Genomic DNA, 23,987 nt, shown 5'->3' with positions numbered 1-23,987 from the left:
TTTTCCTTGAGCCACTTCTCCACCGAAGGGAACACGAATTTCGATACATCGCCACCGAGAATGGCGATCTCGCGCACGATGGTGCCCGAGATGAATTGATACTGATCCGACGGCGTCAGAAACAGGGTTTCGACATCCGGCAGCAAATAACGATTCATGCCGGCCATCTGGAATTCATACTCGAAGTCAGATACCGCGCGCAGGCCGCGCACAATCACGCGCGCATTGTTTTGCCGGACGAAATCCTTGAGCAGGCCGGAAAAACTTTCCACCTGGACATTCGGATAATGTCCCAGCACTTCATTGGCGATCGACAGACGCTCCTCAAGGGAGAAAAACGGCTTTTTATTCTTGCTATCCGCTACGCCTACGACCAACTTGTCGAACAATCCAGACGCACGGCGAACCAAATCTTCGTGTCCACGCGTCAACGGATCGAATGTTCCCGGATAAACGGCTGTAACCATCGGGGTCTCCTAACCAGCAAAGCAATCAGAACGCGCATTATGCCTGAATTCAGGCGCTGTTTTTGCGTCGCATCAAATGATAAAACACCAGCCCTGCCTGATCCGCTCTGACAACCTCCCACGGTGTCATCCAGTCCGGCAGATTTTCACCGGACAAGGACTGCTCGGCTTCGACATAGACCAGTCCGTCCGGTGCCAGCAGTTGCGCACACAATGGGAGCATTCTTGGCAACCAGTCATGATGATACGGCGGATCGAGAAAAATGAGGTCGACGGCGGCCATCGAGCCCATCGATGCTTTGCGCGTCGCCATATCCTGCGCGATGGCGAGCGCGTCGCCGCGAATGATATTGACACTGTCGGCTTGCAATTTCTGTTTGGTGGCTTCCAGCAAACGTATCGCCGGACCAAAATTTTCTATCATCGTCACGCTGCGCGCACCGCGACTGGCCGCTTCAAAACCCAACGCGCCCGAGCCGGCAAAAAAATCCAGACAGGATACCGGTGCCCAGTTGGCATCCAGCAAATGCCCCAGCCAGTTGAATACGGTTTCACGTACGCGGTCAGGCGTCGGCCGCAATCCTTCCGCATCCGGCACTGCCAGCGGCGTCCGCTTCCATGTGCCGCCGATGATGCGGACCTGATGGGTGCGTGCCGGTGATGATTTTTTTACTGCATTGTTCTTGACCTGCTTTTTCATTATTGCTTGACCTCACCCACCACGATCGTTGTCAGTTGTTCCGCAATCAGTTTGCGTTTGAAAGCCGCCCTGATTTGCGCCACCGTCACTTTGCTGACTTTGTCAGTCCAGGTATCCAGATAATCGGCCGGCAAGCGGTAATACGTGATCACCGCGAGGTTATCCAGAATCTTGTGATTGTTATCGATGCGCAAGGCGAAACCGCCGATCAGATTATCTTTGGCGGCCTTCAGTTCGGTGGCGGTCGGGCCATCCTGCAACCATGTCGCCAGCGTGCTGCGCACTACCTTGAGTGCTTCTTCGGTCTGTGCCTGTTGCGTCTGCAAACCGATCTGGAACGGCCCCTTTTGCGCCAGCGGCGAGAAATAGCTGTACACGCTGTAGGTCAGCGCCCGCTTTTCCCGCACCTCGTTGGTCAGGCGCGAAACGAAACCGCCGCCACCCAGAATGTAGTTGCCGACGGTCAGTGCAAAGAAATCGTCGTCACCGCGCGCCAGCGCCGGCATGCCGATCAGAATATGCGATTGCGATGCCGGGTGCGCAATCCGCACTTCGCTGGCTGTTGCCGGCATGACTTCCGGCAACGCCGGCAATGCTTCGCCTTGCGGCAAACCCTGAGTCAACTGTTGGGCGATGGCATCTGCCTGGGCCCGGCTGACATCGCCGATCAAGGCGATCACGGCGCGATTGGCAACATAGTGGCGGCGGTGAAAATCGACCAGATCCGCACGCGTGATGGCAGTGACCGATTCCGGCGTGACCTGATACGCATAAGGATGCGTACCGTACAACGCGGTCCAGAATGCCCGGTCGGCAATCGTCTCGGGCTTGGTCAGTGCCTCCTTGATGGCGGCAATCGTGCGCGTCTTGTCGCGCTCCAGTATTTGTTCCGGAAAGCTCGGCTGCGCCAGCACATGGGCCAGCAACGCCATACCGGCATCACGCTGGGCCGGTGCCGACAAGGTACGCAAACTCAGGCCGGCGCGATCCAGCCCGGCACCACCGCCACGCTGGGCCGCGATATCGGCAAAGCTGTCCAGAATCTGCGCCTCCGACAATGCCGGCGCATTGCTGCCGGCCTCCACGCCACGCGTGAGCATGGCGTTGGTCAATGCCGCCATGCCAGCCTTGCCGGCCGGATCACGACGCGAGCCGGCATCAAACTCGATGCTCAGATCCAGCATCGGAATCGCGTGGTTTTCCACAAACAGCACGCGCGCGCCATTGGCCAGCGTCCACGATTGAATTTGCAGCGCGGCGTGCACCGGCCCTGCGCTCAAAAAAACGATCAATGCCAGCAGATATTTTTTCATGTTGATACGTGTTGAAACATAAGAAGTAATACGGAAGAAACTGCGGGAGCAATGCAGGTTCGCAGCGTCAAACCCGAACATGCTGCGGCTTGGATTCAACCCAGTCGAGCACCGGTTGCCACTGTTCCAGATCGCGCTGCACGCGCGACGGTGCAATATCCCACAGGGTCAGGCCATGCGCCGCCAACTGCACATAGTTTTGGGTATCGCGCAAATAACTGAGCACCGGCAAATTCAAACCTTCGATAAAGCGATGCAATTGCTGCGCCGAACGGGTCCGGGAATCGACCCGCATGCCCACTACGCCGACATCGATCTCGCCATTGCGTACTGCCTTTTCATCGGCCAGCCGGCGCAGAAAATCCTGGGTGGCGAGAATGTCAAAGATCGAAGGCTGCAACGGCACCAACACTTTATCCGCCATTTTCAATACATCATTGAGTCGCCAGCCATGCAAACCGGCCGGTGTGTCGAGCACCACATGACTGGTCCCCTTGGGCGGCTTGGCGATATGGTCTTCGTTGATGTCCCAAGTGGCAATCGGTCGCGCTTCCGGCGGCCGGATGCCCAGCCACGCGCGCGACGATTGCTGGCGATCGATATCGCCCAGCAACGCGGTATAGCCACGATTGACAAAGTACCCGGCCAGATTGGTCGACAGTGTACTTTTTCCTACGCCGCCTTTCGGATTGGCAATCACGATCACTGGCATGCTTTTCCTCCGTCAGAGCAAAACAAAATGAACCGGTGCACGATCAGCGCAACAAGCCGGGCGGCGGGCCGGGGCGTTTGCCCTCGGCCGGCAGTGGCAGCGGGATCAGCGTGGCGACGGTAAGGCCGTCATCAACGAAGTATTTTTGGGCGACTGCCTGCAACTGCTGCGACGTCACCATCTTCAATTTCTCGATGATGCGGTCGATACGCGCCTGGGAAATGCCTGACATTTCCATGGTGCCGATTTCCATCGCCTGACCAAAAATCGAATCGCGCTTGTAGATTTGCGAAGCAATCAACTGGGTTTTGACTCGTTGCAATTCCTGTTCAGCCACGCCCTCTTGTGCGATGCGACTGACCTCGGCACGCAACAAGCCTTCCAGTTGTTCGGTGGTGGTACCGGCGGCCGGACTGCCTTCGAGGGTGAACAAGACCGGGCCGCGCGCCATATTGTCGTAGGAGGCGCCGACTTCATTGGCGACTTTGTCGCTGCGGATCAATTTGGCGGTCAGGCGCGCATTATCGTAACCATCAAGAACGGCGGACAACACATCGAGCGCGTAGACGTCGTCATCCTTTTCCACATCACGCAAGGTCGGAACCTTGAACGCCATGACGACATACGGATTTTCCGCCGGCGCCTTGACGACGACCCGGCGCAAGCCTTGCTGCACCGGCTCGTTCTGTGGCTTGGTGACCGGCAGCGTTTTACGCGGAATGCCGCCGAAATAACGTTCGGCCAAGGCCTGCACGCGCTTGGCATCGACATCGCCGGCCACGACCAGCGTCGCGTTGTTTGGCGCATACCAGCGCTGATACCAGCCTTGAATGTCCTGGATTGTCATGTGCTGCAGATCATCCATCCACCCCACTACCGGATGGTGATACGGATGCGCCACGAACGCGCTGGCCTGCAGCGCTTCATTGAGCAAACCCATCGGCTGGTCGTCGGTGCGCCAGCGGCGCTCTTCCATCACGACCCGGATTTCCTTGGCAAATTCAGCCGCACTGAACTGCAAGTTCTGCATGCGATCAGCTTCCAGCGCCATCACCGCTTCCAGCCGCGATTTTTCAATCTGCTGAAAGTAAGCCGTGTAATCGTGGTTGGTAAAAGCATTTTCACGACCACCCAGTTCTGCCACCAGGCGGCTGAATTCACCCACCTTGTGCTTTTTGGTGCCCTTGAACATCATGTGCTCCAGCGCATGGGCAATGCCGGTGCTGCCGTTGACCTCGTCCACCGACCCGACCTTGTACCAGACCATCTGTACTGCAGTCGGCGCGCGGTGATCTTCCTTGACTATCACTTTCATGCCGTTACGCAGCATGAACTCTTGCGCCGACTGCGCCTGTGCTGCAAGACTGCAACCCAGCAGCAGGCAGGATGACAGGATTACTCTGATCTTTAATTTCATTCGCTATGCTCTGATAGAATGCGGGAGGCTGCCAACCCGCGTAGTCCGGACCATGTTGCCGGGGATCGGGAACCGGCCAATTGTACCTTGTTCATTGCCTGCGTCCGCGTCTGAAAGCGGCCCCGAACGAGCGTATCCGTATTTTTACGTCAACAGAGTTCAATCCAGCATCCGATGTTTAGTTTCTTCAAGAAAAAACCCAAAAACGAGCCATCGATCGCTCCTGAAACACCTGCACCAGCGCCCGCGCCGGCACCCATAGCGGTACCGACCCCGGTCGCGGCCCCCGTTGCGGAAGTTGCCGAACCGGCTCCCGTGCCGGCCAGCGTTGCCGTGGAAGAAGGAATTGTCGAAGCCGCTCCAAGCTCGCCGGAAGCCAAGCGCTCGTGGCTGTCCAAGCTCAAGAGCGGACTGGCGAAAACCTCCAGCAACCTGACCACGCTGTTCATCGGCGCCCGCATTGACGACGATCTCTACGAAGAGCTGGAATCGGCGTTGCTGGTATCGGACGCCGGCGTTGAAGCCACGCAATTCTTGCTCGATGCCCTGAAAAAGAAGGTCAAGGATGAAAAGCTGACCGAAGCCGATCAAGTCAGAACCGCCCTGCGCACCATCCTGATCGACCTGCTGAAACCGCTGCAAAAACCGCTGGTACTGGGCCGCCATCAACCACTGGTGGCGATGATCTGCGGCGTCAACGGCGCCGGCAAGACCACCACCATCGGCAAACTGGCCAAACATTTGCAGGCACACAAGCAATCGGTGTTGCTGGCTGCCGGCGATACGTTCCGCGCCGCCGCCCGTGAGCAACTGACGATCTGGGGCGAACGCAACAACATCACCGTGATTGCCCAGGAATCGGGCGATCCGGCCGCAGTCGCGTTCGATGCCGTGCATTCGGCACAAGCGCGCGGCACCAACGTGGTCATGGTGGATACCGCCGGCCGCCTGCCAACGCAATTGCATCTGATGGATGAACTCAAGAAGATCAAGCGCGTGATCGCCAAAGGCATGGCCTCGGCGCCACACGAGATTTTGCTCGTCATTGATGGCAATACTGGTCAAAATGCACTGGCGCAGGTCAAGGCCTTCGACGATGCGCTGGGCCTGACCGGGCTGGTAGTGACCAAACTGGACGGCACCGCCAAGGGCGGCATTTTGGCAGCGATTGCCAAAACCCGGCCGATTCCCCTGTATTTCATCGGTGTCGGTGAAAGCATCGATGACTTGCAAGCCTTTGACGCCACTGAATTTGTTGATGCCCTGTTAAGCTGACATGATCGAATTTGCCAAGGTTGCCAAACAATATTCGCGCGACGTCTTTGCGTTGCGCGACATCACGCTGTCGGTCGGCAAGGGCGAGCTGCTCTTTCTGGCAGGTCCGTCCGGGGCCGGCAAGTCGACCTTGCTGAAAATGATCGCCGCCATCGAACGCCCCAGCGCCGGCACGCTCAGCGTCAATGGCCAGAGCATCAATACCATCAAGTCCTCCGGCTTGCCGTATCTGCGCCGCAACCTGGGCTTGATCTTTCAACAACAGCGTTTATTACAAGATCGCAATCTGCTGGCCAATGTCATGTTGCCGCTGATCGTCACCGGCGCCTCCCGTGCCGATGCCGAAAAGCGCGCCCGCGCCGCCCTCGACAAAGTCGATCTGCTCGACAAGGCGCAGGCCGAACCGCAGGAATTGTCCGGCGGCGAACAGCAACGGGTCGCCATTGCACGCGCCATCGTCAACCGCCCGCAAATCATTCTGGCCGATGAGCCGACCGCCAATCTGGATCGCGAAAATGCCAACAAGGTACTGGCCGCGCTGAAGTCATTTCACGGCGTCGGCGTCACCTGCCTGATCTCGACCCATGATGAGCAATACCTTACCGGTGCCGACCGCATCATTTATCTCGACCGCGGCCGCATCGTCGATGGCTGGCATAACGGCGTCAGCAACCCGGTGGAGGTGAGCGCATGAACTGGCTGCGTCAACACTTCTTTGCCTGCGCCGATGCCTTCACCCATCTGCTGCGCTCGCCCGGCAACTTCATCCTCAACGTATTGGTGGTGTCGATTGCGCTGGCATTGCCATTTACCGGACTGACCATACTCGAAAACGTCCGCCCCGTATCCGAGCAACTGGCGGTCGAACCGGAAATCAGCCTGTTCCTGAAAATGGATACGCCGCGCGACAAGGCGGTGGCACTGGCCTCCTCCATCCGCACCATTCTGCAAGACAGCAACAGCACCGCCAAGATCGAATTCACGCCGCGTGAAAAAGCCTTTGACTCGCTCAAGAGCAAGACCGGCCTCAATGATGTGCTCACCACGCTCGGTGCCAATCCATTGCCCGACAGCTACGTGCTCAAGCTGTCCGGTTTCCAGAATGCGATGGATGCCAGTCGGGTTGACGATATCGCCAGCAAACTCAAAGCGCTGCCCGGCGTCGACACCGTGCAAATCGATTCGGCCTGGGTAAAACGCCTGGCAGCACTGCTGCGCATATTGCGGCTGGTGCTGTTGTTCCTCGGCATTACGCTGGGTGCGGTGGTGGTGGCAGTGGTGTTCAACACGATCCGCCTGCAAGTCATGACGCAATATGACGAAATCGCGGTATCGCGTCTGCTGGGTGCCACCAACGCCTTCATCCACCGGCCGTTTTATTACACCGGCGCACTGCTCGGCTTGTGCGCCGGCGGTCTGGCGTTGGGACTGGTCGTGCTGGCATTGCAACCGCTCAATGTGGCCATCGCCGACTTCGCCAGCCTGTATGCTTCAGAATTCCGAATGGCAGCTCCCAGCTTGCCTGCCACCGTGTTCTTGCTGGCCGTCAGCGCCTTGCTCGGCCTGTTCGGCGCCATGCTTTCCGTCAAACGGCATCTGGCCCGCCTGACCTGATCTGTCTCTGCTTTCGCGCCCGAAAATTTCCCAAAAGAAATTTTCGGGATGCGGAGATTTCTCTCCAAAAATTGTTACAGCTTCTTGTGCGGCGCGAGGCAACTTTATGCCGTCTTCGCCTTCTAAATGGAGCGATGAAAACAATAACTGTCATAAAAGCAATAGAAGCTGGCTATGGCCGCATTCCGGATTCCCAATTAGCACTCTCCTATAAGGAGTGCTAGAATACCCGATAGAAATACTGCGGCTTTAGCTTTACAGGCATACATTTTCGCATCGCTTCCCTCTACAGGAACAAGGAGAAACAATGAAATCAGCGTCTGCAACAACTGCACTTATCCCAACAGAAACCAATGCTCTGGCACTCGGCTTCTCCGGGACATTGGGCAATATTGACGCTTACATTTCTGCTGTCAATCGTTTGCCAATGCTGACCCAGGACGAAGAGGTCAATCTGGCCCGCGACCTGCGCAACAACAATGATCTCGGCGCCGCACAAAAGCTGGTGCTGTCGCATTTGCGTCTGGTGGTATCGATTGCCCGCGGTTATCTGGGTTACGGCTTGCCGCATGCTGACCTGATTCAGGAAGGCAATATCGGTTTGATGAAAGCCGTCAAACGCTTCGATCCCGATCAGGGCGTGCGTCTGGTGTCCTATGCCATGCATTGGATCAAGGCCGAAATGCATGAATACATTCTGAAAAACTGGCGTCTGGTCAAAGTGGCTACCACCAAGGCCCAACGCAAACTGTTTTTCAATCTGCGCAGCCACAAGCAAGGTCTGGACGCAATGACACCGGCGCAGGTCGATGCATTGGCCAAGACCCTTGATGTCAAGCGTGAAGAAGTCATTGAAATGGAAACCCGTCTCTCGGGCCGCGATGTGGCTCTGGAAGCGCCGACGGATGATGATGACGACAAGTTTGCGCCAATTGCTTATCTGTCTTCGGAAAACCATGAGCCGACCAAAGTCATGGAAGCCAAGCAATATGACCGGTTGCAATCGGAAGGTCTGGAGCTGGCATTGAGCAAGCTGGATGACCGTTCACGCCGTATTGTCGAAGCACGCTGGCTGGCCAACGATGACGGCAGCGGCGCAACACTGCACGAACTGGCAGACGAATTCGGCGTGTCGGCCGAGCGTATCCGCCAGATCGAAGCCGTTGCACTGAAGAAAATGAAGGGTGCATTGCAGGCTTACTCTTAAGCTGCTGCACCAGCCAAAGAAAAAGGCGCCGCAAGGCGCCTTTTTCTTTTTGTGCAATCCGGTCAGAAGCTAATGATCACGACAGCAACAATTTCAGATCATGCACAATCGGCTCGGTGCCCTGCCCGTGCCGCACGAACAGGCGGATGTGTCCTTTCGGATCGAATACATAGCTGCCCGCAGTGTGATCCATGGTATAGCTGCCGGGCGTCTTGCCCGGTACTTTCTGGAAGAACACCTTGAATTCCCTGGCGACTTTTTCGGTGGCGGCTTCATCGCCATACAAACCGAGGAAACGCGAATCGAACGCCGGCACATATTGCCCCAGCAACGCTTGGGTATCACGCGCCGGATCAACCGTGACAAACAATACCTGCACCTTGTCAGCCAGCGGCCCCAGTTGCTTCATGACATCGGCCATTTCCACCATGGTGGTCGGGCATACGTCCGGGCATTGGGTATAACCGAAAAATACCACTACCGCTTTGCCTTTGAAATCGGCCAGCGTGCGCGGCTTGCCGTTATGATCAGTCAGCGCGAAGTCTTTCGCGTATTCCAGACCGGTAACATCGGTGTTAGTGAATTTCTCGCTGCCGGCCTGATTGCAGGCAACCAGTGACAACGCGGCAACAGTGAGCAACGCCCACGACAGAAAACGCTTCATTACAGAACCTTGAACAAGAAGTAATGATCAACCAGCAGCGCCGCGAACAACAGCGACAGATAAATGATCGAGAAAGTGAAGGTCTTGCGCGCCAGCAAGTCGGTATAGCGACGATAAATCTGCCACGCGTACCACAAGAAAATCAGACCCAGTACCACTGCACTGGCCAGATAGATCAAACCGCTCATGCCCACCGCAAAAGGCAACATGGTGGTTGCCAGCAAGGCAATCGTGTACAGCAGAATATGGAATTGGGTGAACTTGAGGCCGTGGGTGATCGGCAACATCGGCAAGCCAGAACGTGCATAGTCATCGCGGCGGTACATGGCCAGCGCCCAGAAATGCGGCGGGGTCCAGATGAAGATGATCAGTACCAGAATCCAGGCCTGCATCGGCACATCGTTGGCAATCGCAGCCCAGCCCAGTGCCGGCGGCATGGCGCCGGACAAACCGCCGATCACGATGTTTTGTGGTGTCGATGGTTTCAGAATGATGGTGTAGATGATGGCATAACCGACAAATGTTGCCAGCGTCAGCCACATGGTCAGCGGATTCACCAGTTCATGCAGGATCCACATGCCGATGCCGCCAATCACGCCGGAAAACATCAGCGTCTGGGTTACGGTAATTTCGCCACGTGCCATTGGCCGCCGGGCGGTACGCGCCATGCGCGAATCGATTTCGCGTTCGACCAGGCAATTGACTGCAAAGGCCGCGCCGGCCAGCAACCAGATGCCCACTGTCGCAAACACCACCTTGTGCCAGTCGGGCAAATCCGGAGTCGACAGGAACATGCCGATTACGGCACAAAAAACCGCGAGTTGCGTCACTCGCGGTTTGGTCAACGCCCAATACTGGGCGATGCGATTCGTTTGTAGTGTCAAAGTAGTCATGTCATGAAGCTGCGCGGTGGCTGGTGGCAAATACCGGAGTACGCCATTAGCGTCGGGTCTTGTAGTTTAACATGACCAGCAACAGCACAAGCAGCGCTGCACCGCCGTTGTGTAACACGGCAATGGCCAGCGGCCAGTTCAGATAAATGGTGGCGAGACCGGTCGTCAGTTGCAAGGCAATCACGATCAGCAACCAGCGCCCGGTCTTGCTCAAGCCAGGAATACGCAAGGCCTTGTGCGCCAGCCAGGCAATGAATGCGATCACCACGAAGGCAAAGGTCCGGTGCACCCAGTGGATCGCGGTCAATGCCGGAAATGGCAAGTATTCGCCGTCAGCGGTTTTGCCCAGATGCCGCCACAGATGGAAACCGTTTTCAAAATCCATTTGCGGTATCAGTACGCCATGACAAAACGGAAAGTCGGTGCATGCCAGCGCCGCATAGTTGGTGCTGACCCAGCCGCCCAAAGCGATCTGAATCACCAGCAATACCAGCGCCAATGTCGCCGGCACCGCCAGCGACCGTGCCGCGGCAGCAATCTGTTCATGCACGTTTTGGCGCGCGCCGAGCCAGGTCAGCATCGCCAGCAGCGTCAAGCCCAGCAACAGATGAATGGTGACGATGATCGGTTGCAACTTCATGGTCACGGTCCACGCGCCGAATGCGCCTTGCAGGCAGACAAAGAAAAACAGCAAGGTCGGAAACCATGGCGCGAACCGGAGATCGCTGCGGGCCGACTTGATCCAGCGCCGCCATGCAATCACCATCAGGGCAATGATCAGAACGCCGACCGCCATCGCCAGATAGCGATGGGTCATTTCGATCCAGGCCTTGGCCACGGTGACCGGGCCGGTAGGCATCGCCTCCTGGGCGGCACTGATATGTTCGTGCGCCAGCAAGGGATTGGAGTGACCGTAGCAACCCGGCCAGTCCGGACACCCCAGACCCGAGTCGGTCAGACGCGTGAAAGCGCCGAACATGATCAGGTCAAAGGTCAGGAACAAGGTCACCCAGACCAGCTTGCGGTACTTGTCGGCATCACCGGACACCCACACCAGCGTCAGCGGAATGAGCGCGACCAGCAAGCCCATCAGCGCGAGTTGAATCAGCATGGCCGGTTACCCTATGCTTGAGGCACGCAACAACTTGCCGATATCTTTTTTCATCTTGTTGGGATCGGCATCCTTGGGGAAGCGCATCATCAGATTGCCGAGCGGGTCGATCATGTAGATATGATTTTCCGCAGTGGTGCCCTGATCGGCTGGCAACCATGCCTGCAACAGCTTGGGGTTGACGCGCAGGATATCGGTGCCGTCATATTCGCGCATCAGTACGGTGTCGATCGGCTTGTCGTCAGTGACCAGCCAGACCCGTTCCAGACGTTCCATTTCCTTGCCTTGCATCAGGCGCAACTGGCGCAGCGCCAGCAGGCTGTTCTTGCAGGTTTCGGGGCAATCGCCGCCGGCCACCTGCAACATTACCCACTTGCCCTTGTAGTCTTCGAGTTTGGCCGGTGCACCATCCAGCGCCTTGCTTTCCAGCGGCGGGATCGGATACAGGCGCGGATCGAGCAGATCGCCGTAATTGGTACGGCCGCTCGGCTTGATCACGTAATAGGTCAGATACGAGGCAATCATCGGTGCCGCGCAAACGGCCACTACCAGCATCAGTTTCCAGCGCCCGAGCCGGCGTTGTTTATTTTGTTCCACGTCGAAATCCTGTCACAACGAAAAAAAGTATGGCCATCACTGCCAGTGCGTACCACTGCACGGCATAGCCCCGGTGGCGGTCGATACCGAGCGACGGCAACGGCCAGTCGCGCACCAGACCATCGGCCGGGCCGCCGGTCTGTTCAACCAGAAATGGTGCCAGCTTCAACTGGCTGGCTTTGGCGTATTCGGCAATATCCAGGTTCTGCATGATCACGCCCGGTCTTGGCGCTTCGGCATGACCGAGTTGCAACACATGGCCGGCATCGCGCCGGATCACGCCTTCAATCTGTATCACCTCCGGCGAGGTTTCAATGGGTGGCAATTTGGTACGGTTGCCGGGATCGCGCGGCACCCAGCCCCGTGCGACCAGTACGGTCGTATTGGCGTCGGCCAGCTTGAACGGCATCAGCACATAGAATCCCGAGACACCGTTGTAAGGCCGGTTTTCCAGGTAACTGACCCAGTCCGGAATGAAGGTGCCGCGCAATGTCACGTGCCGGTACTCCGCCTCTGCCACGTCCGGTGGCGCATCCGCAACACTGATTGGTTGAGCATGTTCGCGCACTGCCATCTTGGCCTGAATCGCCAGTTTTTCCTCGGCCCGGTGCGTTTGCCAGTTGCCCAATGCAATGCCCAGCGCCGCCACCAGCACAGTAGCGATCAGCGGAATCCATCTAACGCGAAATCTGATTGGCATTACAATGTCACTTTACTCAAATACAAAACCGGTTTCTGCTCCCGACTCCGGGCCTGCAGCAGATAGTGGTACTCATATAATGAAAATTCTCGTCGCCATCGCTTTTGTGCTGATCATCGGCAGTCTGGCGTCTGCTCTGGTATTCCTGATGCGCGACAAGGGCAAAAGCAACCGCACCGTCCAGGCTCTGACCCTGCGCGTGGGCTTTTCCGTCACGCTGTTCATTCTGTTGTTACTGGCGTATAAGTTCGGCTGGATCCAGCCTACCGGCATTCGCTGATCGCCTCGCACGGCGGCGCTGAACTATACCGCGGGATTCGACAGCAGGGACGGATAAAGGTTACACCGGCATCGTATTTTTACAGTAAAAAAGCCGCACCGAGGTGCGGCTTTTTCATGCCCGAAAGCGAATCCTGCTTACAGCCAGTAAACCACGATGTACAGACCGAGCCAGACCACGTCGACAAAGTGCCAGTACCAGGCGGCGCCTTCGAAGGCGAAGTGATGCTCGGGTGTGAAGTGGCCCTTGAGCACGCGATACAACACCACCGACAACATGATCGCACCGATGGTGACGTGGAATCCGTGGAATCCGGTCAGCAGGAAGAAGGTGGAACCGTAGATGCCGGAAGTCAGCTTCAGATTCAGTTCATGATACGAGTGGTAGTACTCGTAAGCCTGGAAGCCCATGAAGATGGCGCCGAGCAATACGGTAGCAAACAACCAGATCGCAGTCTGCGTGCGATGACCGGCGCGCAGCGCATGGTGAGAAATCGTCAGCGTCACGCCCGACAACAGCAGCAATGCCGTGTTGATGGTCGGAATCGGGAACGGCCCCATGGTGCGGAAGCTTTCCACGGTACCGGCCGGACCGGTGTTACCCCAGTGCGCGGTGAAGTCAGGCCACAGAATCTTGTGATCCAGATCGCCCAGCCACGGCATGGTGATGGTGCGGGCATAAAACAAGGCGCCGAAGAAGGCGGCAAAGAACATCACTTCGGAGAAAATGAACCAGCCCATGCTCCAGCGGAACGACAGGTCGATACGTTCGCCATACAGGCCGGATTCGGATTCACCGATGGCTTCGCCGAACCACTTGTACAGCACGACCAGCACCGACAGAATGCCGATGGCAGTCAGTTCCGGACCCCATGCCGCGCTGTTGACCCATGCCGAAGCACCGATCATCGTGATCAGCAGCGATACCCCTGCCAGCACCGGCCACCGGGATGGACCCGGGACGAAATAATACGGCGCTTTAGCCTGTTGAGAACTCATTTCCATCTCCCAATGCAAAATTCAAATGACTTATACAGGTTGCCGCCTCAGGACGATTGCATCAAGCGTCAAACCGATTAACGACAACACATTATGTGACTACAAATCTTCAGCTGGCATTCTTGGTTTTACCGCCAATTTCAAAGAAGGTGTATGACAAGGTTATCGTCGTCACATCTTTGGGCAAGGCCGGATCAATGTAGAAAACCACCGGCATTTGCTTGGCTTGGTTTGGTCCCAAGGTTTGCTGCGTAAAACAAAAACATTCGACCTTCTTGAAGAAGGCTGCCGACTGCTGCGGGGCATAGCTTGGAATAGCCTGTGCATCAACCGCATGAGCCTGCGTATTCACTACTTCGTACACCACCTGCGTCATTTCGCCGGGATGCACCTGCATGCTCGACACCGTCGGACGGAAACGCCATGGTCCCTGCGAGTTGCCGTCAAACTCAATCGTGATCGTCCTGCTCTTGTCGATCTGACTGTTGGCGGGTGCTTCGACCGTGATATCCTTCGGCGTCAGAAAATTGACGCCGGTCACTTCACAGATCTTTTTGTACACCGGAATCAGGCCGTAACCGAAACCGAACATCAGTACCGCAATCACCAGCAGCTTGAACAACATTTGCCGATTCAGCCGGCGGTCAGTCACCTGACCATCGTTATCCGGATCAGCCATCAGTGCAGCCAGAGACGGTTGATGAAGATGCCGGCGAAGAACATGAAGGCAACCGCAGCCAGCAACAGCCCGGTACGCAAATTATTCGGCTTTTTACGATCTGTCATACAGAGTTGGCAGGCTTGCGCCCGCCGCTCCTATCACTTAACTGTTGGTGGTACTTCGAAAGTGTGGAAAGGTGCCGGGCTTGGAACTGTCCATTCCAGACCTTCTGCGCCTTCCCATGGCTTGGCTGCAGCCTTTTCGCCGCCCTTGATCGATGGGATCACGACGCAGAACAGGAAGTAGACCTGGCTCAGACCGAAGCCCAGAGCGCCGATCGAAGCAACCATATTGAAATCGGTGAACTGCGCCGGGTAATCTGCATAACGACGTGGCATACCGGCCAATCCCAGGAAGTGCATCGGGAAGAACGTGATGTTGAACGTGATCAGCGATGCCCAGAAGTGGATCTTGCCGCGGGTTTCGTTGTACATGAAACCAGTCCACTTCGGACCCCAGTAGTAGTAACCGGCGAACAGTGCGAACAGGGAACCGGCTACCAGCACGTAGTGGAAGTGAGCCACGACGTAATAAGTATCTTGCATCTGGATGTCGATCGGCGTTACCGCCAGAATCAGACCGGTGAAGCCGCCCATGGTGAACACGAAGATGAAGCCGACCGAGAACAGCATCGGGGTTTCAAATGTCATCGAGCCGCGCCACATGGTAGCGATCCAGTTGAAAATCTTGACGCCGGTAGGCACCGCGATCAGCATCGTTGCGTACATGAAGAACAACTGTGCAGTCACCGGCATGCCGGTGGTGAACATGTGGTGAGCCCAGACGATGAACGACAGGATCGCGATTGATGCAGTTGCGTACACCATCGATGCATAGCCGAACAATTGCTTGCGGGCGAAGGCAGGGATGATCTGCGAAACGATACCGAACGCAGGCAAAATCATGATGTACACCTCGGGGTGACCGAAGAACCAGAAAATATGCTGGTACATCACCGGATCGCCGCCGCCGGCAGCGTTAAAGAACGAGGTGCCGAAATGACGGTCGGTCAGTGTCATCGTGATCGCGCCAGCCAGAACCGGCATCACGGCGATCAGCAGATAGGCAGTGATCAGCCAGGTCCAGCAGAACATCGGCATCTTCATCAGTGTCATGCCCGGCGCGCGCATGTTCAGGATGGTGACGATAATGTTGATCGAACCCATGATCGACGAAGCACCCATGATGTGCATCGCGAAAATCGCCATGTCCATGCCAGGGCCCATCTGGGTCGACAACGGTGCGTACAGTGTCCAGCCCGCAGCAGTTGCACCGCCGGGAACCAGGAACGATGTCGCCAGCAGGATCGCTGCCGGTGGCAGCAGCCAGAACGAGAAGTTGTTCATCCGCGCAAACGCCATGTCGGAGGCGCCGATTTGCAGCGGGATCATCCAGTTGGCGAAGCCTACGAAGGCCGGCATGATGGCGCCGAACACCATCACCAGACCGTGCATCGTGGTCAGCTGGTTGAAGAATTCAGGACGGAAGAATTGCAGACCGGGCTGGAACAGCTCGGCGCGAATCAGCAACGCCAGAACGCCGCCCGACAGCAACATCGTGAACGAGAACCACAGGTACAGAGAACCAATGTCCTTGTGATTCGTGGCAAACACCCAACGACGCCAGCCGTGCGGCTGATCGTGGTGATCGCCATGCGCGTGATCGTCGCCGTGCGCATGGTCGTGAGAGTGATCGTGTGCGTGATCGACTGCAGTTGTGCTCATTTCAATCTCCCAATTCTTCTATTACTTGCGCGCAGCCAGAACATCTGCTGGTTGAACAATGTTTTCTTGCGGCTTGTTGGACCAGCTGTTACGTGTGTACGTGATGACAGCAGCGATTTCCGTATCGGACAACACCGATTTCCAGGCTGGCATGGCGTTCTTGCCGTTCAGCACAGTGTTGATTTGCGGGCCTTTCGGACCGTTGACAGTCGGATCACCGTCCAGCGCCGGGAATGCACCCGGAACGCCCTTGCCGGTTGCCTGATGGCAGACCACGCAGTTGGCCGTGTAGACTTTTTCGCCGCGTTGCTTCAACTCGTCGATAGTCCAGGTCTTGTTCGGATCGTCAGCCTTGGCTGCCATTTCCTTTTTCTTTTCGTCGACCCATTTGGTGTAATCGGCATCGCTGACGACATTGACGACGATTGGCATGAACGCGTGGTCCTTGCCGCACAACTCAACGCACTGGCCGCGGTAAGTACCGATTTTTTCAGCCTTGAACCAGGTGTCGCGCACAAAACCGGGAATCGCATCTTGCTTGACGCCGAATGCCGGGATGGTCCACGAGTGGATCACGTCATTGGCAGTCGTGACGATACGTACTTTTTTGTTGACCGGAACCACGACAGGGTTGTCGACTTCGATCAGGTAATTGTCGTTTTTCTTGAGCGACGCGTCAGTGATCTGCTCACGCGGTGTCGCCAGATTGGACAGGAACGCAATGCCTTCGCCTTCGCCCTTGAGGTAGTCGTAACCCCATTTCCATTGCATGCCCGTGGCCTTGATGGTCAGGTCAGCATTGGAGGTGTCTTTCATGGCCACCACGGTTTTCGTGGCTGGCAGCGCCATACCGATAACGATCACGAATGGCACGATGGTCCATGCGATTTCGACGGCAGTGCTTTCGTGGAAACTGGCCGATTTGTGGCCAAGCGATTTGCGGTGCTTCAGCATCGAGTAGAACATGACACCGAATACAGCGACGAAAATCACCAGACAGATGATCAGCATCAAGGTGTGCAAATCATAGATCTGCTCGGCGATCTGTGTCACCGGTGGTTGAAAATTCAGCTGCAGCACGGCTGGTCCGCCCTGACTATCGACCACTGCCCATGACGGAATTGCTGCCGTCAGGAGCGATGCACCAAGCATCAATGATTGAAGGCGCTTCGCATGTATCATGATTTCCTCAAAAGCCCAAAATATAATAATTCTGTCAACTACCCGACGCCAACTGCGATCGCCAGCTCATGTCTGAGCTCTTGTGCAAATTCACGCCTTCTCCATTCGGTCAAAAACCGCCCGACTTCCACCTGCGTACCGGCTGATCGCAATCCGATCAAGGCCCGTCGCGACCCCGGAAGATCTACCTGCATCTGATCCAGATGCATCTTGAAACACTGTGTTTTGCCCGCATGTACCAACTCGACCAGCAAGTATTTGTCGTCAACGGCGACATACTCCAGGTCCGTCGCGTGTCGCGCATAGATCAGCAAGGCCCAGCCGACTGCGGTCAGCTCCAGCACGGAAAACACCAGGATGAACCAGGCGCCGCGCAAGGTGAATAACAGCGCTACAGTCAGCGATATCGCGCACAAACCCGCGAAAACCTGAACCAACTGGCGCGGCGCAATCGAACAGTTGCGCTTCAAAATCCACTCCCGCCTCACCACGATACATCCTCAAAACCAATAGGCCGAGCACGTCCGCGCAAGCTAAAACCCTCGGAGTATAAGGGGTAACCCCGGAAGTTATCAAGCGGAATAAAGCCTCTGCGCGCCTCTTGACAGGATGACTTTCCACAGCTGAATACTGCCCGCAACAGTCGCGCAAAACCCGTCCCGAAAACCGCTGCAACAGCGCATTCCTTTGCTGCATCGGCATTCATCGCTATTTCTTTGGAAAGTCGAGCCGGATAATGGCCTCGCCGCTCGCCGTCTTTTTCGGAATCGGCTTGAATGCGTGTCCATAAACGACTTCAAAAGTCAGCGGGATTTTGCCATCCGCGCCACGTTTTTGCTCCAATGCGTGCAGCAGACGGGAGTAAGACGTGCGTCCCAGCAAACCGCGCCGCCGCGTTTCCAGCGGATTGCCGCCCCAGGCCGCGACATCTTCCAGCAGGCGTGCCGGCGTGTCATAAGTCACCATAATTGTTTCCATGTCCATAACAGGTGTGGAAAATCCGGCATTGACCAGCATGTCGCCAAAATCATGCATGTCGACAAACGGCAATGCATGCGGCGCCGCATCAATTTCCTCAAATGCGGCCCGCACCTCGCGGAAGGTATCCGGGCCGAAGCACGAAAACATCAGCAAACCCTCAACCCGCAATACCCGCCGCCATTCGGCGAAGACCCGGTCCGGCTGCGGATGCCAGTGCAATGCCAGATTCGACCACAGCATGTCGAGCGCGCCGGCACCGACCGGCAATTGCGCGAAGTCGGCACAGACCAGACGGTCGGCGCTACCGGCTGCCGGCAGCCATTTTTGCAGTGAATTGAAGAGCCGGTTCATGGATGACAAACCGGCCAGTTGATGTTCGCGCGCCAGCGCCACCATATTAAAGGCACCATCGAGGCCGAATACTTGCGAACCGGGAAAGCGTTTTTGCAGCGCCGAGATATCTGCCCCCTCGCCGCAGCCGGCATCCAGCACCCGCTCCGGTGCCAGCTTGATCAGTGCCAACCGCTCCTGCATGCGACCCGATACTTCGCGCCGCAGGAAATCGGATTCGGCCACCCGTTGCGGTTGCGCAAACAATTGGCGCACCAATGGCAAATCGATAGGAGCGCTCAGTTTGGCGCTGGCATAAGGCGGCGTTACGGACATGAATGGAAGGCAAGGTGAGATAATCGCGTAGTTTATTCCAATTCGGCAGATCAAGTACCCGCTGCCCGCGCCTCTCACCGAAAGACGACACCTTGATGGCTGCATATTTGTCAGACCTGATCCGCCGTTCGTTGCGCCAGTTGCCGCAACTGCTGCCGTCTTCCTGCGCCTTGTGCCAGCAAAGCGGACCGCACGGATTGTGCCGCGACTGCCGTCAGCGCTATTTTCACGTGCAGCCGCACCGCTGCCTGCAATGCGCCATGCCGACGACACTCAGCACGGCACACTGCGGCGACTGCATCAAACGCAAACCCGCCTTCGATGCCACCATCGTCGCCACCGATTACGTGGCACCGGCCGATCAACTGGTCATGGCGCTGAAATTCAACGCCACACTGACGCTGGCGCCGCTGTTGGCGCAACTGCTCCATGAACGGGTGGACCGCGCGCGCAAATTCACGGCCAGATCGCAACCGACGCTGCTGACCGCCGTACCACTGGGACCACAACGACTGCAGGCGCGCGGCTTCAATCAGGCACTCGAAATTGCCAGGCCGCTATCGGCGCTGCTCGGAATCCGGCTCGAACCCCGCCTGCTGGAACGGGTCAGCGAAACCCAGGCACAATCCACGTTGCCGCTGGCGCAACGCCGCCACAACATGCGACGGGCCTTCGTGGTCCCGCACGACGCTTTGCTGAAAGTGCGCGGACAGCATATCGGCGTGGTTGACGATGTCATGACCAGCGGCGCGACACTGGATGAACTGGCCGCAACGTTGAAGCGGTTCGGCGCACGCAGCGTGACGAATCTGGTATTTGCGCGTACCCTTGCGCACTGAAAATCGAAGTCTGCTCAGGAGAATCACTTGTTTCACGTCGTCTTGGTCGAACCGGAAATCCCGCCGAATACCGGCAATATCATTCGCTTGTGCGCCAACACCGGCGCCCAGTTGCATTTGATCGAACCGCTCGGCTTCCCGCTCGACGACGCCAAGATGCGGCGCGCCGGCCTCGATTATCACGATTACGCCAACATGCAGGTCCACTCCGACTGGAATGCCTTCATGGACCAGCGACGCGCTGATCCGCAATTCAGCGCTGACCGCATGTTCGCGCTCACGACTCACGGCTCGACGCCATTTGCCGGTATCAGCTTTCAGCCCGGCGATGTATTCGTATTCGGCTCGGAAACCCGGGGACTGGCACCGGAATTGCGCGAGTCCTTTCCGACTACACAACGTATTCGCCTGCCAATGCGCCCCGACAACCGCAGCCTGAATCTGTCCAATACGGTGGCGGTAGTGGTGTACGAGGCCTGGCGCCAGAACGGCTTCGCCGGCGGCAGCTGATCAGTCGCCCGCGCCCCGCTTGTCCGCTTCCGGCGCAACAGCCGGGGCGTCTGGCTCATCACGCTTGAGTTTGAAGATGATTTGCTGCTGCGCCGCTACCGAAATTGCTTTGCCGTTCTCGAGATAGGGTTGGTAAGCCGATCTCCAGATTGCGCGTTGCGCTTCGATATCCAGCTCGGCGTGACCGGATGATTCCACTACCCGCACCGTCGCGACCTGCCCGTGCTGATCAATGACCATCTTGAGCAGCACTCGCCCTTCCTCCCCGCGATCTCGCGCCCCTCTGGGATAACGGACCCGGGCCAGGCCGACCGGCATCACTTGGTTCGTCGTCAATCTCAGTTGCACTGCCTGCGCGCGCGTCAGATTGCTGCCGATAGCCTGCTTTTGCAGTGTGAAAATGCGTACCGCCTCAGCCTGCACCCGCTCTTGTGCCGCAATCGCCGAGCGCGACGCCGCCAGCAACATCGGCAACGCGGTTTGCGCAAAGCAAGCAGTCAGCCCGCAAAAATACAAACCAGCCGCCAGCATCAGGCTACGCTTCATGGCTCCCTCTCTTTTCGCGAATAATAAAAAAGGCCGCATACGCGACCTTTTTACGACACACTGCCAGCCTCATCCGAGCAGCAGCGCATCATCCGACAATACCTCACCGCGCGTGCGTTCGAACATCTTCAACAGATCAGGCACATCCAGACCGGCACGTTCTTCGCCGGACACGTCCAGCACCACCTTGCCCTGGTGCAGCATCACGGTACGGTCACCGTAATCGAGCGCCTGCCGCATGCTGTGCGTCACCATCATGGTCGTCAGCTTGCTGTCCTTGACGATCTTGGCCGTCAGCTCCAGCACGAATGCCGCCGTCTTCGGATCGAGCGCAGCAGTATGTTCGTCAAGCAGCAAAATGCGTGACGGCTGCAACGACGCCATCAACAGACTGACCGCTTGCCGCTGGCCGCCCGACAACAGACCGATGCGGTCGGTCAGGCGCTTTTCCAGGCCCAGATTGAGAATCGCCAGCTTTTCACGGAACAGCTCGCGCATATTGCGCTTGATGGCGAAACCAAAACCACGGCGCTTGCCGCGCGCCATCGCCAGCGCCATGTTTTCTTCAATCGTCAGCGCTTCACAGGTACCGGCCATTGGATCCTGAAACACCCGCGCCACCATCCCGGCCCGATCCCAGGCTTGCTTGCGGGTGACATCGACACCGTCGATTTCGATCTTGCCCTGATCTACCAGCAAGTCACCGGAGATCGCATTCAGAAAAGTGGATTTGCCGGCGCCGTTGGAACCGATCACGGCCACGAACTGGCCGTTCGGAATTTCCAGCTCCATGCCGCGCAAAGCGCGGTTCTCGATGGGCGTACCGGGATTGAACGTGATGTGCAAGTCTTTGGCAATCAACATCTCAATTCCCTCCGTTTCTGCGCATTTGCAACTTGCGCTTGCCCATCGGCAGCACCAGCGCCAGCATCACCAATACCGCAGTCACCAGATTCAAATCCTGCGCTTGCAATCCGATGAAGTCGCTGTTGAGTGCCAGCGCAATGAAGAAACGATACAAAATCGCGCCCAGAATCACCGCCAGCGTCGTCCATACCAGACGCCGCGCCGGCAGAATGCTCTCGCCAATGATCACCGCTGCCAGACCGATGACGATGGTACCGATACCCATGGAAATATCTGCACCGCCCTGCGTCTGCGCAAACAAGGCGCCGCCCAGAGCCACCAGCGCATTGGCCAGCGCCATGCCGGCCAGCGTCGCGGTGCCGGTGGCAATTCCTTGCGCCCGCGCCATACGCGCATTGGCGCCGGTCGCACGCATGGCCAGACCGACTTCGGAAGAAAAGAACCAGTCCAGCAACAGCTTGGCGGCGATCACCACCACCAGCAACACCAGCGGCCGTTCGACGTAATCAGGAATCCAGGTCGGCTGCAACATGCTGAAAATGGTCGGCTCGTTGATCAGCGGCACATTGGGCTTGCCCATGACGCGCAAATTGATCGAGTACAGCGCAATCATCACCAGAATACTGGACAGCAAGTCCATGATCTTCAGGCGCACGTTCAGCCATGCAGTGATGAAACCCGCCAGCGCGCCCGCCAGAATCGCCACACCGGTAGACAGAAACGGATCATAGCCGGCCGCAATCATGGTCGCGGCAACTGCGCCACCCAACGGGAAGCTGCCATCGACGGTCAAATCGGGGAAGGTAAGGATGCGGAATGAAATCAGCACTCCGAGGGCCACCAGGCTGAAAATCAAACCGATTTCCAAGGCCCCCCATAGCGTATACAACGACATATTCGGTCTTTCTTAAAAAACACATTCGGCATCAGCGCGATACGCCGATGCCGAATGTCTTTTGAAAATCACGGACTGGCGCGCTGATAACACGCCAGCCCCTGTTTCAATACTGCGGCACTGAAATCAGTTGAACACCTTGGTCGCCGATTTTACGAATTCAGGCGACAGGGTGACACCCTGTTTTTGCGCAGCGGCAGTATTGACGAACAATTCCAGATTCTTGCTGGTCGACGATGGGATATCGCCCGGCTTTTCACCGCGCAGAATACGCGCCACGACTTTACCGGTCTGACGTCCCAGGTCATAGAAGTTGACGCCCAACGCCGCAATCGCACCGCGCTTGACGCTGTCGGTATCGGAAGCAATCAGCGGAATTTTCGCATCATTGCACACCTTTACCAAGGCTTCATAGGTCGACACCACGTTGTTATCAGTGGTGCTGTAGATTGCATCAACCTTGCCGATCAGACTCTTGGCAGCAGGCGACACATCGACCGAGCGTGGTGCCGCAGCTTCCACCAGCTTGATGCCCTGTTTTTCCAGTACGGCCTTGATGCTGTTCAATGCCGACACGGAATTGGCTTCGCCCGGATTGTAAACGATACCGACGCGCTTGACACCCGGCACCACTTTCTTGAGGATTTCAACTTGCTTGCTCGGATCCAGCATGTGCGACAGACCGGTGACGTTGGTGCCTGACGGCGCCCAGTCTTTCACCAGTTGCGCGGCAATCGGATCGGCAATCGCGGAATACACGATAGGAATGGTCTTGGTCGCGGCAACCAGTGGCTGCGCCGACGGCGTGGCGATAGCCACGATCACGTCCGGATTGTCACCCACGAATTTGCGGGCAATTTGTCCGGCCGTACCGGCATTGCCTTGCGCGCTCTGGAATTCCCATTTCAGGTTCTTGCCGGCTTCGAAACCCTCAGCCTTCAATTCATCCTTGGTACCGTCACGCACCGCATCCAATGCCGGATGTTCGACGATCGAAGTCACCAGAACCGTCTTGTCGGCGGCCAGCACCGGTGCCGCGCAGATGGTTGCCAGTGCCAGCGCACCAGCAACGGCGCGCAAGGATTTGCTTAATGTAAACATTGTCTCT

28 protein-coding genes are annotated in these 23,987 nt (G+C 57.1%); 7 read left to right on the top strand and 21 right to left on the bottom strand.

Going from position 1 to position 23,987, the window contains the following annotated elements:
* The 5 genes from coaD to AKL27_RS20100 all read right to left on the bottom strand — a co-directional run.
* A partial coding sequence (coaD, locus tag AKL27_RS20120) for a pantetheine-phosphate adenylyltransferase (RefSeq protein ID WP_050464650.1) occupies positions 1-467 on the bottom strand: 467 nt, incomplete at its 3' end.
* Positions 468-516: 49 nt separating this feature from the next.
* Positions 517-1,167 carry a 16S rRNA (guanine(966)-N(2))-methyltransferase RsmD gene (rsmD, locus tag AKL27_RS20115; protein WP_050464649.1) on the bottom strand — a complete coding sequence of 217 codons (651 nt, stop codon included), beginning with the start codon at positions 1,165-1,167 and terminating at the stop codon, positions 517-519.
* Positions 1,167-2,480 carry a M16 family metallopeptidase gene (locus AKL27_RS20110; protein WP_050464648.1) on the bottom strand — a complete coding sequence of 438 codons (1,314 nt, stop codon included), beginning with the start codon at positions 2,478-2,480 and terminating at the stop codon, positions 1,167-1,169. Before AKL27_RS20110 ends, rsmD begins: the two co-directional genes overlap by 1 nt.
* Before the next feature lie 67 nt (positions 2,481-2,547).
* Entirely contained in the window at positions 2,548-3,192 is a 645-nt protein-coding gene (locus AKL27_RS20105) for a ParA family protein (protein ID WP_050464647.1), read from the bottom strand.
* A gap of 43 nt (positions 3,193-3,235) precedes the next feature.
* Positions 3,236-4,609 (bottom strand): M16 family metallopeptidase, encoded by a 1,374-nt coding sequence (locus AKL27_RS20100; RefSeq protein ID WP_050464646.1) that lies wholly within the window; start codon positions 4,607-4,609, stop codon positions 3,236-3,238.
* A gap of 174 nt (positions 4,610-4,783) precedes the next feature.
* On the opposite strand from AKL27_RS20100, the gene ftsY reads away from it, so the two are divergent.
* The 4 genes from ftsY (at position 4,784) to rpoH (ending at position 8,705) form a co-directional block, all read left to right on the top strand.
* The gene (gene ftsY / locus AKL27_RS20095; protein ID WP_050464645.1) at positions 4,784-5,884 is read left to right on the top strand and encodes a signal recognition particle-docking protein FtsY; all 1,101 of its coding nucleotides are present in this window, start codon (positions 4,784-4,786) and stop codon (positions 5,882-5,884) included.
* Between the two features lies 1 nt (position 5,885).
* On the top strand, positions 5,886-6,578 hold the full coding sequence (locus AKL27_RS20090; RefSeq protein ID WP_050464644.1) for a cell division ATP-binding protein FtsE: 693 nt from the start codon (positions 5,886-5,888) through the stop codon (positions 6,576-6,578).
* The gene (gene ftsX / locus AKL27_RS20085; protein ID WP_050464643.1) at positions 6,575-7,498 is read left to right on the top strand and encodes a permease-like cell division protein FtsX; all 924 of its coding nucleotides are present in this window, start codon (positions 6,575-6,577) and stop codon (positions 7,496-7,498) included. Before AKL27_RS20090 ends, ftsX begins: the two co-directional genes overlap by 4 nt.
* Before the next feature lie 307 nt (positions 7,499-7,805).
* On the top strand, positions 7,806-8,705 hold the full coding sequence (rpoH, locus tag AKL27_RS20080) for an RNA polymerase sigma factor RpoH (protein WP_050464642.1): 900 nt from the start codon (positions 7,806-7,808) through the stop codon (positions 8,703-8,705).
* Positions 8,706-8,781: 76 nt separating this feature from the next.
* Here the strand turns inward: rpoH and AKL27_RS20075 are convergent, their stop codons facing one another.
* From AKL27_RS20075 to AKL27_RS20055, 5 genes are read right to left on the bottom strand one after another with little or no spacing between them, the layout of a single operon-like run.
* Positions 8,782-9,369 (bottom strand): SCO family protein, encoded by a 588-nt coding sequence (locus AKL27_RS20075; protein ID WP_050464641.1) that lies wholly within the window; start codon positions 9,367-9,369, stop codon positions 8,782-8,784.
* The gene (gene cyoE / locus AKL27_RS20070) at positions 9,369-10,262 is read right to left on the bottom strand and encodes a heme o synthase (protein ID WP_050464640.1); all 894 of its coding nucleotides are present in this window, start codon (positions 10,260-10,262) and stop codon (positions 9,369-9,371) included. Before cyoE ends, AKL27_RS20075 begins: the two co-directional genes overlap by 1 nt.
* A 46-nt stretch (positions 10,263-10,308) precedes the next feature.
* Positions 10,309-11,373, bottom strand: a complete 1,065-nt coding sequence (locus tag AKL27_RS20065) for a COX15/CtaA family protein (protein ID WP_050464639.1) — start codon at positions 11,371-11,373, stop codon at positions 10,309-10,311.
* A 6-nt stretch (positions 11,374-11,379) separates the two neighbouring features.
* Positions 11,380-11,928 carry an SCO family protein gene (locus AKL27_RS20060; protein WP_232311049.1) on the bottom strand — a complete coding sequence of 183 codons (549 nt, stop codon included), beginning with the start codon at positions 11,926-11,928 and terminating at the stop codon, positions 11,380-11,382.
* A 28-nt stretch (positions 11,929-11,956) separates the two neighbouring features.
* Positions 11,957-12,670, bottom strand: a complete 714-nt coding sequence (locus AKL27_RS20055) for an SURF1 family protein (protein WP_050464637.1) — start codon at positions 12,668-12,670, stop codon at positions 11,957-11,959.
* Between the two features lie 79 nt (positions 12,671-12,749).
* Between AKL27_RS20055 and AKL27_RS20050 the strand changes: the two genes are divergently transcribed.
* Complete coding sequence (locus AKL27_RS20050) at positions 12,750-12,950, top strand: twin transmembrane helix small protein (protein WP_050464636.1); 201 nt, start codon at positions 12,750-12,752, stop codon at positions 12,948-12,950.
* A 137-nt stretch (positions 12,951-13,087) separates the two neighbouring features.
* Here the strand turns inward: AKL27_RS20050 and AKL27_RS20045 are convergent, their stop codons facing one another.
* The 7 genes from AKL27_RS20045 to AKL27_RS20020 all read right to left on the bottom strand — a co-directional run bounded on the left by AKL27_RS20045 (position 13,088) and on the right by AKL27_RS20020 (position 19,222).
* Positions 13,088-13,948: a cytochrome c oxidase subunit 3 gene (locus AKL27_RS20045; protein ID WP_050464635.1), complete on the bottom strand. Its 861-nt coding sequence runs from the start codon at positions 13,946-13,948 to the stop codon at positions 13,088-13,090.
* 109 nt (positions 13,949-14,057) lie between these two features.
* Positions 14,058-14,627 (bottom strand): cytochrome c oxidase assembly protein, encoded by a 570-nt coding sequence (locus AKL27_RS20040; protein ID WP_050464634.1) that lies wholly within the window; start codon positions 14,625-14,627, stop codon positions 14,058-14,060.
* Positions 14,627-14,734 carry a cytochrome oxidase small assembly protein gene (locus AKL27_RS28515; protein ID WP_232311046.1) on the bottom strand — a complete coding sequence of 36 codons (108 nt, stop codon included), beginning with the start codon at positions 14,732-14,734 and terminating at the stop codon, positions 14,627-14,629. The genes AKL27_RS20040 and AKL27_RS28515 overlap by 1 nt, the downstream gene beginning before the upstream one ends.
* A 33-nt stretch (positions 14,735-14,767) precedes the next feature.
* Positions 14,768-16,393: a cytochrome c oxidase subunit I gene (gene ctaD, locus AKL27_RS20035; RefSeq protein WP_050464633.1), complete on the bottom strand. Its 1,626-nt coding sequence runs from the start codon at positions 16,391-16,393 to the stop codon at positions 14,768-14,770.
* A gap of 21 nt (positions 16,394-16,414) precedes the next feature.
* A complete protein-coding gene (coxB, locus tag AKL27_RS20030; protein WP_050464632.1) occupies positions 16,415-17,575 on the bottom strand; it encodes a cytochrome c oxidase subunit II in 1,161 nt (386 codons plus the stop codon).
* 38 nt (positions 17,576-17,613) lie between these two features.
* Positions 17,614-18,045: a DUF2244 domain-containing protein gene (locus tag AKL27_RS20025; protein WP_332308356.1), complete on the bottom strand. Its 432-nt coding sequence runs from the start codon at positions 18,043-18,045 to the stop codon at positions 17,614-17,616.
* A 238-nt stretch (positions 18,046-18,283) separates the two neighbouring features.
* The gene (locus AKL27_RS20020) at positions 18,284-19,222 is read right to left on the bottom strand and encodes a methyltransferase domain-containing protein (protein ID WP_050464630.1); all 939 of its coding nucleotides are present in this window, start codon (positions 19,220-19,222) and stop codon (positions 18,284-18,286) included.
* A 95-nt stretch (positions 19,223-19,317) separates the two neighbouring features.
* Here AKL27_RS20020 and AKL27_RS20015 point away from each other — a divergent pair, with 95 nt between their 5' ends.
* Together AKL27_RS20015 and trmL are read left to right on the top strand one after the other, a co-directional pair.
* The gene (locus AKL27_RS20015) at positions 19,318-20,061 is read left to right on the top strand and encodes a double zinc ribbon domain-containing protein (protein ID WP_050464629.1); all 744 of its coding nucleotides are present in this window, start codon (positions 19,318-19,320) and stop codon (positions 20,059-20,061) included.
* Positions 20,062-20,088: 27 nt separating this feature from the next.
* A complete protein-coding gene (trmL, locus tag AKL27_RS20010) occupies positions 20,089-20,571 on the top strand; it encodes a tRNA (uridine(34)/cytosine(34)/5-carboxymethylaminomethyluridine(34)-2'-O)-methyltransferase TrmL (protein ID WP_050464628.1) in 483 nt (160 codons plus the stop codon).
* Here the strand turns inward: trmL and AKL27_RS20005 are convergent, their stop codons facing one another.
* The 4 genes from AKL27_RS20005 to AKL27_RS19990 all read right to left on the bottom strand — a co-directional run bounded on the left by AKL27_RS20005 (position 20,572) and on the right by AKL27_RS19990 (position 23,980).
* Complete coding sequence (locus AKL27_RS20005) at positions 20,572-21,117, bottom strand: TonB family protein (protein ID WP_050464627.1); 546 nt, start codon at positions 21,115-21,117, stop codon at positions 20,572-20,574.
* Between the two features lie 69 nt (positions 21,118-21,186).
* On the bottom strand, positions 21,187-21,981 hold the full coding sequence (locus AKL27_RS20000) for an ABC transporter ATP-binding protein (protein WP_050464626.1): 795 nt from the start codon (positions 21,979-21,981) through the stop codon (positions 21,187-21,189).
* A 1-nt stretch (position 21,982) separates the two neighbouring features.
* On the bottom strand, positions 21,983-22,879 hold the full coding sequence (locus AKL27_RS19995; RefSeq protein ID WP_050464625.1) for an ABC transporter permease: 897 nt from the start codon (positions 22,877-22,879) through the stop codon (positions 21,983-21,985).
* A gap of 126 nt (positions 22,880-23,005) precedes the next feature.
* Positions 23,006-23,980, bottom strand: a complete 975-nt coding sequence (locus tag AKL27_RS19990) for an ABC transporter substrate-binding protein (RefSeq protein ID WP_050464624.1) — start codon at positions 23,978-23,980, stop codon at positions 23,006-23,008.
* Between the last annotated feature and the right edge of the window lie 7 nt (positions 23,981-23,987).

It is taken from the genome of Herbaspirillum autotrophicum (genome assembly GCF_001189915.1).
In the GTDB taxonomy this organism is placed as follows: Bacteria; Pseudomonadota; Gammaproteobacteria; order Burkholderiales; family Burkholderiaceae_D; genus Herbaspirillum; species Herbaspirillum autotrophicum.
Note: the sequence above shows the minus strand (reverse complement) of the source record. Positions and strands in the feature narration are given on the sequence as shown.

Coding starts and splice junctions, on each gene's coding strand:
- rsmD (WP_050464649.1), bottom strand. CDS start 1,167: ATGAAAAAGCAGGTCAAGAACAATGCAGTAAAAAAATCATCACCGGCA.
- AKL27_RS20110 (WP_050464648.1), bottom strand. CDS start 2,480: ATGAAAAAATATCTGCTGGCATTGATCGTTTTTTTGAGCGCAGGGCCG.
- AKL27_RS20105 (WP_050464647.1), bottom strand. CDS start 3,192: ATGCCAGTGATCGTGATTGCCAATCCGAAAGGCGGCGTAGGAAAAAGT.
- AKL27_RS20100 (WP_050464646.1), bottom strand. CDS start 4,609: ATGAAATTAAAGATCAGAGTAATCCTGTCATCCTGCCTGCTGCTGGGT.
- ftsY (WP_050464645.1), top strand. CDS start 4,784: ATGTTTAGTTTCTTCAAGAAAAAACCCAAAAACGAGCCATCGATCGCT.
- AKL27_RS20090 (WP_050464644.1), top strand. CDS start 5,886: ATGATCGAATTTGCCAAGGTTGCCAAACAATATTCGCGCGACGTCTTT.
- ftsX (WP_050464643.1), top strand. CDS start 6,575: ATGAACTGGCTGCGTCAACACTTCTTTGCCTGCGCCGATGCCTTCACC.
- rpoH (WP_050464642.1), top strand. CDS start 7,806: ATGAAATCAGCGTCTGCAACAACTGCACTTATCCCAACAGAAACCAAT.
- AKL27_RS20075 (WP_050464641.1), bottom strand. CDS start 9,369: ATGAAGCGTTTTCTGTCGTGGGCGTTGCTCACTGTTGCCGCGTTGTCA.
- cyoE (WP_050464640.1), bottom strand. CDS start 10,262: ATGACTACTTTGACACTACAAACGAATCGCATCGCCCAGTATTGGGCG.
- AKL27_RS20065 (WP_050464639.1), bottom strand. CDS start 11,373: ATGCTGATTCAACTCGCGCTGATGGGCTTGCTGGTCGCGCTCATTCCG.
- AKL27_RS20060 (WP_232311049.1), bottom strand. CDS start 11,928: ATGCTGGTAGTGGCCGTTTGCGCGGCACCGATGATTGCCTCGTATCTG.
- AKL27_RS20055 (WP_050464637.1), bottom strand. CDS start 12,670: ATGCCAATCAGATTTCGCGTTAGATGGATTCCGCTGATCGCTACTGTG.
- AKL27_RS20050 (WP_050464636.1), top strand. CDS start 12,750: ATGAAAATTCTCGTCGCCATCGCTTTTGTGCTGATCATCGGCAGTCTG.
- AKL27_RS20045 (WP_050464635.1), bottom strand. CDS start 13,948: ATGAGTTCTCAACAGGCTAAAGCGCCGTATTATTTCGTCCCGGGTCCA.
- AKL27_RS20040 (WP_050464634.1), bottom strand. CDS start 14,627: ATGGCTGATCCGGATAACGATGGTCAGGTGACTGACCGCCGGCTGAAT.
- AKL27_RS28515 (WP_232311046.1), bottom strand. CDS start 14,734: ATGACAGATCGTAAAAAGCCGAATAATTTGCGTACCGGGCTGTTGCTG.
- ctaD (WP_050464633.1), bottom strand. CDS start 16,393: ATGAGCACAACTGCAGTCGATCACGCACACGATCACTCTCACGACCAT.
- coxB (WP_050464632.1), bottom strand. CDS start 17,575: ATGATACATGCGAAGCGCCTTCAATCATTGATGCTTGGTGCATCGCTC.
- AKL27_RS20020 (WP_050464630.1), bottom strand. CDS start 19,222: ATGTCCGTAACGCCGCCTTATGCCAGCGCCAAACTGAGCGCTCCTATC.
- AKL27_RS20015 (WP_050464629.1), top strand. CDS start 19,318: ATGGCTGCATATTTGTCAGACCTGATCCGCCGTTCGTTGCGCCAGTTG.
- AKL27_RS20005 (WP_050464627.1), bottom strand. CDS start 21,117: ATGAAGCGTAGCCTGATGCTGGCGGCTGGTTTGTATTTTTGCGGGCTG.
- AKL27_RS20000 (WP_050464626.1), bottom strand. CDS start 21,981: ATGTTGATTGCCAAAGACTTGCACATCACGTTCAATCCCGGTACGCCC.
- AKL27_RS19995 (WP_050464625.1), bottom strand. CDS start 22,879: ATGTCGTTGTATACGCTATGGGGGGCCTTGGAAATCGGTTTGATTTTC.
- AKL27_RS19990 (WP_050464624.1), bottom strand. CDS start 23,980: ATGTTTACATTAAGCAAATCCTTGCGCGCCGTTGCTGGTGCGCTGGCA.